Source organism: Novosphingobium sp. (genome assembly GCF_965214355.1).
In the GTDB taxonomy this organism is placed as follows: Bacteria; Pseudomonadota; Alphaproteobacteria; order Sphingomonadales; family Sphingomonadaceae; genus Novosphingobium.
The window spans coordinates 2,949,075-2,962,737 of the sequence record NZ_CBDCBI010000002.1 but is presented as its reverse complement, the minus strand read 5'-3'; the positions used below and the strand labels follow the sequence as shown (position 1 = coordinate 2,962,737).

Here is a 13,663-nt window from a genome sequence, read left to right as displayed (position 1 = left end):
CGCTGTTCGATACCGGAATCTCGGCCGAGCGAACCGCTACGAGGTTTGCTGGCGCAGCCGCGCTCCTATGCCCGGTGGCGGTCGCCCGTTAACGGCACTGGCGTCGGTACCACCGCCAGCAGGTTCAATTCGACCAGTTCGGTCCGCAAATCATCGGCGCTCAGTGGCTGACCATAAACATAGCCCTGGCCGCGAAACGCGCCAAGCTTGCGCAATTCGTCAAGGATTTCGACCGATTCAATGCCTTCAGCGGTGATCGCCAGGTCCATGCCCCGGCCCATTGCGGAAATCGCCTCGACCATCGCGGTGCTGTCGGCGCTTTGGCCGAGGCCGGCAATGAAATTGCGGTCGATCTTGATGCGGTCGAACGGCAATGTGCGCAAATGCGCCATGCTGGATTCGCTGTGGCCAAAATCGTCGAGGCTGATGCGCACGCCCTGGTTGCGCAAAGACGTGATCAGCGAACGCACCAGCGTCAGGTTTTCAGTGAGGCACTGTTCGGTGACTTCGACATCGATGCGGTGCGGCGGCATCCGCGCCTCGATCAGCAGCTTGAGCAAACGTTGGGCGAACCACGGGTCGCGCAACTGCACCGGCGAGATGTTGATTGCCAGCGTCAGATGCGGCGCCCACTCGCCGGCGTCGATCAGCGCCTGGCGGATCAGCGCTTCGGACAATTCGGGCATCACGCCAATCTCTTCGGCAATCGGCACGAACACGTCGGGGCCGATCACGCCAAGATCGGGCGAATGCCACCGCGCCAGCATTTCCAGACCGGTAATGGCGCCCGTCGCCAGATTGACCTGTTTTTCGTAATGCGGCCGGAATTCGCCATTTCTGAGGCCATGGCGGATCCCCTGTTCCAGCCGGCTGCGCTCGAGTATCTCGGTTTCCATCTCGGGATCGAACCAGCAATGGCGGTTGCGGCCGGCTTTCTTGGCCTGGTACATGGCGAGGTCGGCCTGATGCATCAGCGCTTCGCCAAAGCCATCGCAAGACGCACGGTCCGGCGCGATCCTGTCGCATGCTATCCCGATCGAAGCGGTGACCGTCACGATCGTATCGTCGCAGTCGATCGGCAGCGCGATCGCGGCGCCGATCCGCGTGGCGATCCGTTCGGCCTGGCCGCGCGCGTCTGCACCGGGCGCAAACCGCACCAGCGCGGCGAATTCATCGCCGCCCAGCCGTGCCAGTGCTGCATCGACCCCCAGCATGACTTTTGCGCGCCGTGCCGCCTCGATCAGCACGGTGTCGCCGGTCTTGTGGCCGTGCGCGTCGTTGGCGGTCTTGAACTGGTCGAGATCGATCAGGATCAGCGCAAGGCTGCCGCCGTCATGCGTGGTGGCCTGTGCCATTCGCGTCAGCGTCACATCGAAACTGCGGCGGTTTTCCAGGCCGGTCAGCGGGTCGGTGTCGGCCAGCCGCAGCGCGGCGGTTTCGGCCTCGCGCCGCGCGGCGACCTCGCGTGACAGATCGACATAGCGGCGCCATCCGAACACGATCAGCGCGATATTCAGCAACAGAGCCGTGGTCAGGATGGTGTCGTCGTTGGCTTCGCCGAACAGCAGATGGCGGGTCAGGTGGATGAACACCGAGGATCCGGTGCCGACGAACAGGGCCAGCGCGGCAAAGATGACTCCGATTGCCGCAATGTCGCGCTCGGTGCGGCTCAGGGCCGACCCGCTGTTTTTTCGAAGCTGAAAAGCCTGTCGCGACATGATCGAGGGTGTGCCGTCCTCTGTTTGAATTTATGTGGCGTTGTGTACATCTGGCTGCTGAAGTTTCCGTTAAGTCGGCCACTCTTGCCAAATCCGCACACCTGGCCTAGGGGCGCGGTCTGGACCGGCCGTCATGGCCGGTGCTGCAGATTCGCATTTGGCTCGTGCAGCGCAATGTGGAACGCTGGTCGGCGAGGTTTCGCCCACCGGTGTTTTTTGCGTTTCACGCGTTCGGCAGGAGATTCGCGTAGTGTTCGATAGTCTGTCAGACCGGCTGAGCGGCGTTTTCGACCGCCTGCGTGGTCGTGGCGCGCTGTCCGAAGAGGACGTGCGCGCGGCCATGCGCGAAGTGCGGATCGCGCTGCTGGAGGCCGATGTCGCGCTGCCGGTGGTGCGCCGGTTTGTCGATGGCGTAACCGAACAGGCGATCGGGCAACAGGTCCTGCGTTCGGTCACGCCGGGGCAGCAGGTCGTCAAGATCGTCCATGATGCGATCGTCGAGATGCTCGGCGGCGGGATGGTCGATCTCGATCTGACGGCAGTGCCGCCGGTGGTGATCATGATGGTCGGGCTGCAAGGCTCGGGCAAGACCACCAGCACCGCAAAGATCGCCAAGTTCCTGAAGGACCGGCAGGGCAAGAAAGTCCTGATGGCCTCGCTCGATGTCAATCGTCCGGCGGCGCAGGAACAGCTTGCCGTGCTCGGCGGCCAGGTCGGCGTGGCGACATTGCCGATCATTACAGGGCAACAGCCGACCGAAATCGCGACCCGCGCGCTGCATGCGGCCAGGCTGCAGGCGGTCGATGTGCTGCTGCTCGACACGGCCGGCCGGTTGCATGTCGATCAGGCGCTGATGGACGAGATGAAGGCCGTCGGCGCGATCTCGTCCCCGCGCGAAACGCTGCTGGTGGTCGATGCGCTGACCGGGCAGGACGCGGTCAACGTGGCGCAGAATTTTGCGAGCCAGGTGCCGCTGACCGGCGTTGTGCTGACCCGCATGGACGGCGACGCACGCGGCGGTGCGGCGCTGTCGATGCGTGCGGTCACCGGGCAGCCGATCAAATTTGCCGCCACGGGTGAAAAGCTCGATGCGCTCGAAGCATTCGATCCGGTGCGTGTCGCCGGTCGCATTCTGGGCATGGGCGATATCGTCTCGATCGTCGAAAAGGCCGCAGCCGCAGTCAATGCCGACGAAGCCGAACGCCTGGCACAGCGCATGTCGAAGGGCGAATTCGACATGAACGACTTGCGCACGCAATTGCGCCAGATGCAGCGCATGGGCGGGCTCGGCGCGCTGGCGGGCATGATCCCCGGCATGAAAAAGGCCAAGCAGGCGATGGCCGGCTCGGGCATGGACGACAAGGTGCTGTTGCGCATGGATGCGATCATCGGGTCGATGACGCCCAAGGAACGCGCCAAGCCCGAATTGCTGAACGCCAAGCGCAAGATCCGCGTCGCCAAAGGGTCGGGGACGCAAGTGCAGGACGTGAACAAGATCCTGAAAATGCATCAGGAAATGGCCCGCGCGATGAAGCAGATCCGCAAGATGGGCGGATTGAAGGGCCTGGCGGCGATGTTCGGCAAGGGCGGCATGAGCGACGCCATGCCCGGCCTCGACCAGCAGATGGGCCCGGGTGGTCTTGGCGGATTGGGCGGTCTGGGCGGCAAGCTGCCCGGCCTGGGCAGCATGCCCTCAAATATTGGTGATTTGCTTAAACGTAAATAATCGAATGTGTTTTTGAAATTGTTTGAAAGGTAGAATTGATGTCTGTTTCTCTGCGGCTGTCGCGTGGCGGTTCCAAAAAGCGTCCTTATTACAAGATCGTCATCGCCAACAGCCGCGCGCCGCGCGATGGCAAGTATCTGGAACAGGTCGGCACGTACAACCCGCTGCTGGCCAAGGACGATGAAACCCGCGTGCGCCTGATCGAGGATCGCGTGCGCTACTGGCTGGGCGTCGGCGCGCAGCCGACCGACCGCGTCGCCCGTCTGCTCGACAAGGCCGGCATCAAGGAACGCACCGCGACCAACAACCCGGCCGCCGGCGTCCCCGGCAAGAAGGCCAAGGAACGCGCCGAAGACAAGGCCAAGAAGGCTGCCGAAGCCGCCGAAGCTGCGGCCGAAGCAGCCAAGCCGGCACCAGCGCCCGAGCCTGCTGCTGAACCCGAGGCCGCTGCCGAAACGACGGAAGCCTGATTTTGGGCAAGCTGGTCACACTGGCCGCCATTGCCGGCGCGCATGGTGTGGCCGGTGAGGTGCGTCTGAAACTGTTTGGCGATGGGGTGGTGGCCTTGCGCCGCCACCTGGGCCAGGCCGGCGCATTCAACGACGGCAACCTGACGCTGACTGCGGTGCGCGATGACGGCAAGGGCGGCGCGATTGCCCGGCTGGCCCAGTGCACCGACCGAAATGGAGCGGAAAGCCTGCGCGGAACGACGCTTGCCGTCCCGCGCTCGGCGCTCCCGCCGCTGGGCGAGGGCGAATATTACCATGCCGATGTGATCGGCCTGCCCGCCGTATCAACCGATGGCACCGCGCTCGGCACCTGCATCGCGATCGACAATTTCGGCGCGGGCGACGTGCTCGAAGTGCGCCGCCCCGACGGCAAGACATTCATGGTGCCCGTGCGCACCGAAGCCGTGCCCGAATGGGATGACAATCGGCTGGTGATCACGGCGGCCTGGGCAGAAGACTGAGCGCGGATAACAAAGAATGTCGCGCGCACGCTTTTGATTACTCTTTAACCCCACCCCCGCTCATCCTGAGCCTGTCGAAGGATGCGCGCTGCCCGAGGGCTTGGCGCACCACAAACATGGGACTGGCGTTGACGCGCGTCCTTCGACAAGCTCAGGATGAGCGAAGTTGGAGGAGCAGAGGCACGTCATGCGCACGAAACAGATAATCGCGGCAATCGCCATGGCTGTCGCCCAGCCCGCCATCGCACAAGTCCAGCCCACGCCGTCGCCAGCGCTCGTTGCGATCGAGCCACAGATCGACACGATTTTCGCCAAATGGATGGCGGAAAACCACGTGCCAGGCATGGTCTACGGCGTGGTCGCCGATGGCCAGCTCGCCTACGTGCGCGGCCTGGGCATGCAGGACCTGACCACACGCACACCGGTCACGCAGGACACGCTGTTCCGCATTGCCTCGATGACCAAGGCGTTCACCGCGCTGTCGATCCTGTCATTGCGCGACAAAGGGCTGCTCAGTCTCGACGATCCGGCGGAAAAATACGTTCCTGAAATGCGTGGCTGGGGCAATGCCACCGCAGATTCGCCGCGCATCACGATCCGCGACCTGCTGCACCACGTGGCGGGTTTCGTAACCGATGACCCGTGGGGCGACCGCCAGACGCCGTTGCCGCAGGACGACTTCACCAAATTGCTCGCCGCCGGAGTTCCGTTCGCACAAGCGCCTGAAATGCGTTACGATTATGCCAACCTCGGCTATGCGATCCTGGGCCGGGTGATCGCCAATGTCACCCATGCGCCCTATCGCAACTATGTCGAGAAAACGCTGCTATGGCCGTTGGGGATGCGGGCAAGCGGCTATGATGTGCGCGAATTGCAGGCGGACCGGCGCGCGCTCGGCTACCGGTGGGAAAACGAGGCCTGGGCGCTCGAGCCGACGATGGCCGATGGCGCGTTCAATTCGATGGGCGGGCTGTCGGTCAGTGCGCGCGACTATGCCAAATGGCTGTCATTCCTGCTGACGGCATGGCCGCCGCGCGACGATACCGACACCGGCCCGGTCAAGCGCGGGACGGTGCGGCAGATCGCCACGGGACTCAACTTTCAATTCGTGTCCCATCGCTATGGCGCCAGCGGGGCGACTGCATGCCCGGGGGCGGCCGCCTATGGCATGGGCTGGCGGGTGATCCAGGATTGCGACCTTGGCCTGACGCTCAACCATGGCGGCGGCTATCCCGGCTATGGCAGCCACGCGCTGCTGCTGCCCGAATTCGGCGTCGCGCTGTTTGCCTTTGCCAACAAGACATATGCCGGACCGACCGCGCCGGTGTGGGACAGCGCGGTGCTGATGCTGCAACAGGGCGCGATCAAGCGCCGGGTGCTTGCGGTGTCGCCAGAGCTGGCCATGTTTTACGGCGCCGCCGGCGAAGTCTGGGCGCAGGGCTCGGTCGTGCACCTGCAGGACAAGGTCGCGATGAACTTTGCGATGGACCGCACGACCGCGAACTGGGCCAAAGTGCTGCGCGAAACCAAGGCGCAGGCGGGCCGATGCGAAACGTCGAGCCCGATCCGGCCCGACAACGCGATGATGGGTTCGTTCACCTGGGTGTGCGAACGCGGTACGATCGAAGGTACCGTCATGCTGGCGCCCACCAAGCCGATCACGTTGCAGGCGTTGCGGTATACGTTCGTGCCGAAGACCTGACTCGACAAATTGAGCGAATTGTATATACTGGCGGGATATACAGGAGTTGGTCATGGGCCAGGAATACAACGCCAGAAGCTTTCGTTCGGGGAATTCTGTCGCGATAAGGATGCCCGCTGTCCTGCGCGTCGAACCCGGCGCCGACTGGACAGTCGTCGCACAAGGCGACGACCTGGTGCTACGCCGCAAGGAGCCAGCACGCCGCACAATCGATGTCAGTGGTTTCGCCGGGAAGGCGCCGTGGCTGAAACCGCTGCCGCCTGAGCTGCGCGAGTTCGAAGAACGTCCCAGTGCGATTGCTGCGCGGCTCGGAGACGATAAAGCGGCGTGATCAGCTATCTGATTGACACCAATTGTGTAATCTTTGCGCTTGCTGATGCCGCGTCGCCAGTGACACGGCGCATTGCGGCATCGCAGCCGGGGACATTAGCGATCTCGGCAATCACATTTGCCGAAGTCGCGCTCGGTTCTCATCGCGGCAAGCCACCTCCGCCGCAGGCACTCGATGCGTTGCTGGCGGTAATTCCGCTCGCGCCCTTCGACGAAGCCGCGGCGCGGCTGTATGCCACGCTGCCGTTTCGTCGTGGACGGTTTGATCGGTTGCTTGCCGCACATGCTCTCAGTCTCGGTGCGAAAATCGTGACCAACAATGTTGCTGATTTCTCGGACGTGCCGGGGCTCGATGTCGAGGACTGGACGCTTTGATGCCGCGTTGTGCGGAAGAAGCGGGACCCCGGATCAAGCCCGGGGTGACGGGTAGGGTGAAGTTGGTGTGCATGCGAGACGGTGTTCGATGACTTTTGCCGCCACTATCCTCACCCTATATCCCGACATGTTCCCGGGCCCGCTTGGCCATAGCCTGGCCGGCCGCGCGCTGGCGGAGAGGACGTGGTCGCTCGACACCGTGCAGATCCGCGATTTTGCGCAGGACAAGCATCGCACCGTCGATGACACGCCCGCCGGCGGCGGGGCAGGGATGGTGCTGCGCGCCGATGTGCTTGCCCGTGCGATCGATCATGCCCGTACGTTGCATCCGGAGGCCCCTGTGATCGCGATGACGCCGCGTGGCACCCCACTGACGCAGGAGCGCGTGCGCGCGCTCGCAGCAGGCCCCGGGGTCACTGTGGTGTGTGGGCGGTTCGAGGGGTTTGACGAGCGGATTTTTGCCGGGCGCGATGTCGAGGAGATCGCGGTGGGCGATGTCGTGCTGTCGGGCGGGGAGTGTGCGGCGCTGATTGTGCTCGATGCTTGCATTCGCCTGCTTCCCGGCGTAATGGGCGCGGCTTCCAGTGGGCACGAGGAATCGTTTGAAAACGGTCTTCTTGAATACCCCCACTATACCCGGCCCGGTGAATGGGAAGGGCGCACGATCCCTGAAGTGCTGCGATCGGGGGATCATGCGAAGATCGCTGCCTGGCGTCAAACCCAGGCAGAGGTCGATACCCGGCTACGCAGGCCGGACCTTTGGGAACGTCATACAGGCGTTCGGGTCCAGTCTGCCTCTGGTGCGCAGCGTGGAACGACGGACGAACGAAAATGAATTTGATTCAGCAGCTTGAAGCTGAAGCCATTGCCGAATTCCTGACCAAGAAAGAGATCCCCGCGTTTCGCGCCGGTGACACCGTGCGCGTCGGCGTGCGTGTTGTCGAAGGCGAACGGACGCGCGTCCAGGCCTATGAAGGTGTCGTGATCGCGCGCTCGAACCGCGGCCTCGGCTCTAACTTCACCGTGCGCAAGATCTCGTTCGGCGAAGGCGTGGAACGCGTATTCCCGCTGTATTCGCCCAACATCGATTCGATTACCGTCGTGCGTCGCGGTATCGTGCGGCGTGCGAAACTGTATTACCTGCGCGGTCGTCGCGGCAAATCGGCGCGTATCGTCGAACGTCGCGATCCGCGCCCCAGCGACGTCAAGGCCCAGAACGCCGCAGCGTCAGCGAAAACCTCGGCCACCACCGAAAGCTGACCAGGATGGGCGAAAGCCCATTGCCGACCACGCAACAAACGTGAAAAGGCGTCCTGGCTTTCAGCCGGGGCGCCTTTTTCGTATTTGTCGTTTATTTTTTGGAAGAAGCAGAATGCGCCGCTTGCCGATTTCGCTGATCACTGCCGTTGCGATCGCCGGCTTGGCTCCTTCGTTCGTTTCCGCCCGGGAGAATGCCGTGTCCGCTACTGCCGCGCCAGCCGCGATCACGCTCGAACGCGTGTTCGCCAGCCCCGGCATCGCCGGCGCGGTGCCGCGCGGGGTCAAGCTGTCGCCCGATGGCCGGTTCCTGACCATGCTGCGCAACCGGCCCGACGATCGTACGCGCTATGACCTGTGGGGCTATGACCGCCACACCAACACCTGGCGCATGCTGGTCGATTCGCTGAAGCTGAGCAGCGGCAAGGAGCTGTCCGAAGCGGCCAAGATGCAGCGCGAGCGCGAGCGTATCGGCGATCTGAAAGGCATCGTCGGCTACGACTGGGCGCCCGATTCGCAAAGCGTGCTGGTGCCGGTCGATGGCCAGCTGTTCCTGGCGCATGTGACCGGCACGGATGCTGGCACCGTCGCGCCGATCGCCGGTGCGCAAGGCGGCGAAGTGCTCAACCCGACGCTGGGACCAAAGGGCGGCCACATCGCCTTCGTGCGCGACCGCCGGCTGTGGGTCGCGCCGCTGTCGGGCAAGGCGGTTGCGGTATCGCCAGCCGAAACCAATGCCGACGTGCATTGGGGTGAGGCCGAATTCATCGCGCAGGAAGAGCTGCACCGCTTTGCCGGATCGTGGTGGTCGCCCGATGAAACGCGCCTGGCGGTCGAACGTTACGACGAAAGCGGGGTTGCGGTCGTTACGCGCGCCGCGATCGGCGCGGGCGCCACGCACGTTACGACGCAGCGCTATCCGGCCGCCGGCACCGCCAATGCGGTCGTGTCGCTGTCGATCCTGGGCACCGACGGCGAAAGCAAGGTCGATGTCGATCTGGGCCCCGACAAGGATATCTATCTCGCGCGCGTCGACTGGTCGCACGATGGCAAGACGCTGTATGTGCAGCGCCTGAACCGCGTGCAGGATCAGCTCGACATGCTGGCGGTCGATCCTGCCACGGGCGCGTCGCATGTGTTGTTCAGCGAACACGCTGCGCCCAAAAGCTGGATCAACCTGTCCGACGACTACCGCTTTCTTGCTGACGGCAGCCTGATCTGGTGGTCCGAACGCGATGGCCACGGGCATCTTTACCATTACCAGAACGGCGCATTCCGGCAGCTGACACATGGCAACTGGGAAGTTTCCGGGCTGGTCGCGGTCGATGAAACGGCGGGCCGCGTGATCCTGACCGGAAACCGTGACGATGTGCTGTCGCCCCAGGTGTATGCGCTCGATCTGGCGCATGCCGACACGCTGACCCCGCTTGGCGATCCGGCCTTTGCCAATAGCGCCAGTGCCGATGCCGCCGGACACACGCTGATCGTCACGCGCAATGCCGATGGGCAGCCGCCGCAATCGTACCTGGCTGATGCCAAAGGCGAGCGGCTGGCATGGATCGAGGAAAACAGCGTCACCGGCGCGCATCCTTATGCGCCATATCTGGCGGCGCACCGCCCCGCGCAATTCGGTACGATCAAGGCCGCGGATGGCACCGACCTGCACTGGATGATGATCACGCCGGTGATGGAGCCCGGCAAGCGCTATCCAGTGTTCACCTATCACTATGGCGGGCCCAGCGTGCAGGTCGTGCACCACGGCTGGCAGGGCGCGCTGGCGCAGGCGATCGTTGCCAAGGGCTATATCTATTTCGCGATCGACAACCGTGGCTCCAATGCGCGCGGCGTCGCGTTCGAAAGCCCGATCTGGCATGCGATGGGCTCGGTCGAAGTCGAGGACCAGCTGGCCGGCACGCAGTGGCTGAAGGCGCAGAGCTATGTCGATCCCGCGCGGATCGCCACGTTCGGCTGGTCGTATGGCGGGTATATGTCGCTCAAGATGCTGGAGAAACATCCGGGCGTGTGGGCTGCGGCAATCGCAGTCGCGCCGGTCACGCGGTGGGAACTCTATGACACCGCCTATACCGAACGATATCTCGGCGATCCCAAGGCGCCGGGCGGGGTCTATGACCGCGCCGGCGCAGTGATCGATGCGCCGAAGATCACCGATCCGCTGCTGGTGATCCACGGCATGGCCGATGACAATGTCGTGCTCGACAACACCACCGCCTTTGCCGCGGCGATGCAGGCGCACGCCGTGCCGTTTGAAATGATGCTCTATCCGGGTCAGACGCATGGCATCGGCGGACCGAAGATCAGCGTGCATCTGTACAACAGCGTGTTCGATTTCCTTTCGCGTCACGGCGTTGTCGCGGGCGGCAAGTAAGTACGACCCTGCGGGGCCACAGGAGAGTTACAATGGGTTATCGGGTAGTGGTCGTGGGCGCGACAGGCAATGTCGGGCGCGAAATGCTCAACATTCTGGCGGAGCGCGAATTTCCGATCGACGAAATCGCAGTGCTGGCCTCGTCGCGTTCGCAGGGGATCGAGGTCGATTTCGGCGACAGCGGGCGCGTGCTGAAAGTCCAGAATCTCGAACATTTCGACTTTACCGGCTGGGACATCGCGCTGTTTGCCGCAGGGTCGGGCCCTACCAAAACTTACGCGCCAAAAGCCGCCAGCCAGGGCTGCGTGGTGATCGACAATTCGTCGCTGTACCGCATGGACCCCGACGTGCCGCTGGTCGTGCCCGAAGTGAATCCCGATGCGATTGCCGGGTACAAGGCGCGCAACATCATTGCCAACCCCAATTGTTCGACCGCGCAACTGGTGGTCGCGCTAAAGCCGCTGCATGACCTGGCCAAGATCAAGCGCGTCGTCGTGGCCACGTACCAGTCGGTATCGGGCGCGGGCAAAGAGGGGATGGACGAACTGTTCGAACAAAGCCGCGGCATATTTGTCGGTGATTCGGTCGATCCCAAGAAATTCACCAAGCAGATCGCCTTCAATGTGATCCCGCATATCGACGATTTTCTGGACGATGGCTCGACCAAGGAAGAGTGGAAGATGGTCGTCGAGACCAAGAAGATCCTCGATCCCAAGATCAAAGTCGTCGCGACATGCGTGCGCGTGCCGGTGTTCGTCGGTCATTCCGAGGCGGTGAATATCGAATTCGAGCGCGAAATCAGCGCGACCGAAGCGCAGGATGCGTTGCGCGAGGCGCCCGGGATCATGCTGGTCGATAAGCGGGAAAATGGCGGATACGTGACGCCTGTCGAATGCGTCGGCGACTACGCGACATACGTTTCGCGCGTCCGCGAGGATTCGACTGTCGATAATGGACTGTCGCTGTGGTGCGTGTCGGACAACCTTCGCAAAGGTGCAGCGCTCAACGCGATCCAGATCGCCGAACTGCTGGGCCGCCGGCATTTGAAAAAGGGCTGAAAATTCCTCCCCCCCGGGGAGGGGTACCACGCGAAGCAGTGGTGGTGGGGCGGTGCCTCATGGAGGGCTCGGCGCTTGGGGCACCCGGCAGCAGCGGTTTGGGCGCGGTTGGCACCATGAGGCACCGCCCCTCCACCACCCTGCGGGCGGTCCCCCTCCCCGTTCCGGGGAGGATCAGGTCAGATCGAACACTGAACCCGGTTCGTCATAACGGAACCGCCCCTGCGCGACGCCTTGCTCCGCCATCGCCTGGCGCAGTTCGACCACCGGATCATCGCGCCCTTCATCGCTCAGCGGAAACACGCCCCAGTGGATCGCCAGCGCGGTGCGCGCATCGAGGTCGCGCATGATCTGTAACGTCTGCACAGGATCGGTGTGCTGGTCCGCCATGAACCAGCGCGGGGCATAGGCGCCGATCGGCAGCAGCGCGATATCCGGCGCGCCCAGCCGTTGACGCATCGTCGCAAACAGCGTGCCGTCGCCGTAGCCGGTGTCGCCTGCAAAATAGACCGACTGCCCGCCCGAGCGGACATGAAATCCGCACCACAGCGCCATCCGCCGGTCGTAGATGCCGCGGGCCGACCAGTGCTGCGCGGGCACGAAAGTCACCGCCGCGCCGCCCACGACCTGCACATCCCACCAGTCGCCGGTCACGATCCGTGCCTTGGGCACTTTGGCGCGCACGATCGTGTCATTGCCCAGCGGCGTAACGATCAGGGGGTCGTGACGCTTTACCAGTTTGCGCAAAGTCGCCACATCAAGATGATCGTAATGGTTATGGCTCAGCAGCACGGCATCGATCGGCGGCAGATCTTCGAACCGCACACCCGGCGCGCAAACGCGCTTGGGCCCGGCGAACTGCACCGGGCTGCAGCGGTCTGACCACACGGGGTCGGTCAGCAGGTTCAGCCCCGCGATCTGGATCAGCACGGTCGCGTGACCCACCAGTGTGATGCGGGTGCCCGTGACGCGCTCGTCGGGCACGGTCGTGCGGACGGGCACGTGCGCGGGCCACGGCGTTCGCTGCGACGTCTTGCGCCATTGCCGGATGTCGGCAAAGGTCTTGTCGGCTGTCGGCGGCGCGGTGTTGAAAAAGCGCCCGTCGAAATGGGCGCTGGGTGGTCCGTCGTAATAGCGGTTTTTGGGCATGGGTTGTCCGAACTGCGAAGTCAGCCGTTATATCGGCATAACGATGCCCGGATTAAAGCCCCAGCAACGCGCGCTCGCGTTCGAGGATCTCGACGGCGTTGTCGATCAGCCGTTCGATCGCTTCGGGGCTTTGCCAGCCGGTGTGCGCGGTCAGCACCACACGCGGGGCGCTGCGCAACGGGTGATCGGCGGGCAGGGGCTCGGCGGTAAACACATCGAGCCCCGCGCCTGCCAGATGCCCATCATGGAGCATCGCCAGCACTTCGGCTTCGTCGGTCAATTCGGCGCGCGCGGTGTTGATGAACACCGCGCCGCGCTTCATCCGGCGCAGGCGTTTTGCGTCGAGAAAGCCGGCGGTTTCCTGCGTATAGGCCAGATGCGGCGACACGATATCGGCGCGCGCCAGCAGATCGTCGAGTTCGACCTGTTCGACACCCGGCAGGTCGATCGGCCGCCGCGCCCAGGCGATCGTTTTCAGGCCCAGCGCATGGCATATCCGCGCGACTTCGATGCCGATCGCGCCAAGACCGACCAGGCCGATGGTCTTGCCCGACAATTCGCCGATCGGCGCGCCGTCCCAGCCGCCCGCGCGAATGCTGGCGTTCTGCGCCGGAATATCGCGGTAGACGGCAAACAGCAGCGCAATCGTGTGTTCGGCGACGGCGCGGTCGCCATAGCCCTTGATCGTGTGCACGCGGATGTCGCGCGCGGCAGCGGCGGGCAGGTCGACGAAATTGCCCGCGCCTGTGCCGAGGAACAGCACCTGTTTCAGCAGGGGGCTGGCGTCCATGACGCTCGCGCTGATCTTCGTCTCGTTGACGATGATCATCGGATACCCGGCGGCGCGCGCGATCATCGTCGCCTCGTCGCAACTGCCCATGTGGTGCGTGATCAGCGTGCCGTCGGCGCCCGCCCTGGTAAAGGCGTCGAGCAGGAACGGAGTGGAGTCTGCTACAACTGCAAAGGACCTCATGGCCTGCGATACCTCCGGC

13 protein-coding genes are annotated in these 13,663 nt (G+C 63.8%); 10 read left to right on the top strand and 3 right to left on the bottom strand.

The features are described 5' to 3' along the window. Positions 1–65: 65 nt before the first annotated feature. A complete protein-coding gene (locus ACOOE2_RS13865; protein WP_420383577.1) occupies positions 66–1,718 on the bottom strand; it encodes a putative bifunctional diguanylate cyclase/phosphodiesterase in 1,653 nt (550 codons plus the stop codon). Between the two features lie 250 nt (positions 1,719–1,968). On the opposite strand from ACOOE2_RS13865, the gene ffh reads away from it, so the two are divergent. The 10 genes from ffh to ACOOE2_RS13815 all read left to right on the top strand — a co-directional run bounded on the left by ffh (position 1,969) and on the right by ACOOE2_RS13815 (position 11,522). Next, positions 1,969–3,444, top strand: coding sequence for a signal recognition particle protein (ffh, locus tag ACOOE2_RS13860; protein ID WP_420383576.1), 1,476 nt, complete (start codon positions 1,969–1,971; stop codon positions 3,442–3,444). Between the two features lie 38 nt (positions 3,445–3,482). Then, complete coding sequence (gene rpsP / locus ACOOE2_RS13855; RefSeq protein ID WP_420383575.1) at positions 3,483–3,914, top strand: 30S ribosomal protein S16; 432 nt, start codon at positions 3,483–3,485, stop codon at positions 3,912–3,914. Next, positions 3,914–4,414 (top strand): ribosome maturation factor RimM, encoded by a 501-nt coding sequence (gene rimM / locus ACOOE2_RS13850; protein WP_420384618.1) that lies wholly within the window; start codon positions 3,914–3,916, stop codon positions 4,412–4,414. The genes rpsP and rimM overlap by 1 nt, the downstream gene beginning before the upstream one ends. A 187-nt stretch (positions 4,415–4,601) precedes the next feature. Then, positions 4,602–6,116, top strand: a complete 1,515-nt coding sequence (locus tag ACOOE2_RS13845) for a serine hydrolase domain-containing protein (protein WP_420383574.1) — start codon at positions 4,602–4,604, stop codon at positions 6,114–6,116. Between the two features lie 52 nt (positions 6,117–6,168). Continuing rightward, positions 6,169–6,447, top strand: a complete 279-nt coding sequence (locus ACOOE2_RS13840; RefSeq protein WP_420383573.1) for a hypothetical protein — start codon at positions 6,169–6,171, stop codon at positions 6,445–6,447. Then, on the top strand, positions 6,444–6,821 hold the full coding sequence (locus ACOOE2_RS13835; RefSeq protein ID WP_420383572.1) for a type II toxin-antitoxin system VapC family toxin: 378 nt from the start codon (positions 6,444–6,446) through the stop codon (positions 6,819–6,821). The genes ACOOE2_RS13840 and ACOOE2_RS13835 overlap by 4 nt, the downstream gene beginning before the upstream one ends. Positions 6,822–6,909: 88 nt before the next feature. Continuing rightward, positions 6,910–7,656, top strand: a complete 747-nt coding sequence (trmD, locus tag ACOOE2_RS13830; RefSeq protein WP_420383571.1) for a tRNA (guanosine(37)-N1)-methyltransferase TrmD — start codon at positions 6,910–6,912, stop codon at positions 7,654–7,656. Beyond that, complete coding sequence (rplS, locus tag ACOOE2_RS13825; RefSeq protein WP_420383570.1) at positions 7,653–8,081, top strand: 50S ribosomal protein L19; 429 nt, start codon at positions 7,653–7,655, stop codon at positions 8,079–8,081. Before trmD ends, rplS begins: the two co-directional genes overlap by 4 nt. A 112-nt stretch (positions 8,082–8,193) precedes the next feature. Continuing rightward, positions 8,194–10,464, top strand: coding sequence for a DPP IV N-terminal domain-containing protein (locus ACOOE2_RS13820; RefSeq protein ID WP_420383569.1), 2,271 nt, complete (start codon positions 8,194–8,196; stop codon positions 10,462–10,464). 32 nt (positions 10,465–10,496) lie between these two features. Then, complete coding sequence (locus tag ACOOE2_RS13815; protein ID WP_420383568.1) at positions 10,497–11,522, top strand: aspartate-semialdehyde dehydrogenase; 1,026 nt, start codon at positions 10,497–10,499, stop codon at positions 11,520–11,522. A 174-nt stretch (positions 11,523–11,696) separates the two neighbouring features. Here the strand turns inward: ACOOE2_RS13815 and ACOOE2_RS13810 are convergent, their stop codons facing one another. Then, positions 11,697–12,671 (bottom strand): MBL fold metallo-hydrolase, encoded by a 975-nt coding sequence (locus ACOOE2_RS13810; RefSeq protein WP_420383567.1) that lies wholly within the window; start codon positions 12,669–12,671, stop codon positions 11,697–11,699. Positions 12,672–12,723: 52 nt separating this feature from the next. After that, positions 12,724–13,644 (bottom strand): 2-hydroxyacid dehydrogenase, encoded by a 921-nt coding sequence (locus tag ACOOE2_RS13805; RefSeq protein ID WP_420383566.1) that lies wholly within the window; start codon positions 13,642–13,644, stop codon positions 12,724–12,726. Positions 13,645–13,663: the final 19 nt, after the last annotated feature.

What these genes read in the sequence shown, in the direction of transcription:
- ACOOE2_RS13865 (WP_420383577.1), bottom strand. Translation starts at nt 1,718, where the DNA reads ATGTCGCGACAGGCTTTTCAGCTTCGAAAAAACAGCGGGTCGGCCCTG.
- rpsP (WP_420383575.1), top strand. Translation starts at nt 3,483, where the DNA reads ATGTCTGTTTCTCTGCGGCTGTCGCGTGGCGGTTCCAAAAAGCGTCCT.
- ACOOE2_RS13845 (WP_420383574.1), top strand. Translation starts at nt 4,602, where the DNA reads ATGCGCACGAAACAGATAATCGCGGCAATCGCCATGGCTGTCGCCCAG.
- ACOOE2_RS13840 (WP_420383573.1), top strand. Translation starts at nt 6,169, where the DNA reads ATGGGCCAGGAATACAACGCCAGAAGCTTTCGTTCGGGGAATTCTGTC.
- trmD (WP_420383571.1), top strand. Translation starts at nt 6,910, where the DNA reads ATGACTTTTGCCGCCACTATCCTCACCCTATATCCCGACATGTTCCCG.
- rplS (WP_420383570.1), top strand. Translation starts at nt 7,653, where the DNA reads ATGAATTTGATTCAGCAGCTTGAAGCTGAAGCCATTGCCGAATTCCTG.
- ACOOE2_RS13820 (WP_420383569.1), top strand. Translation starts at nt 8,194, where the DNA reads ATGCGCCGCTTGCCGATTTCGCTGATCACTGCCGTTGCGATCGCCGGC.
- ACOOE2_RS13815 (WP_420383568.1), top strand. Translation starts at nt 10,497, where the DNA reads ATGGGTTATCGGGTAGTGGTCGTGGGCGCGACAGGCAATGTCGGGCGC.
- ACOOE2_RS13810 (WP_420383567.1), bottom strand. Translation starts at nt 12,671, where the DNA reads ATGCCCAAAAACCGCTATTACGACGGACCACCCAGCGCCCATTTCGAC.
- ACOOE2_RS13805 (WP_420383566.1), bottom strand. Translation starts at nt 13,644, where the DNA reads ATGAGGTCCTTTGCAGTTGTAGCAGACTCCACTCCGTTCCTGCTCGAC.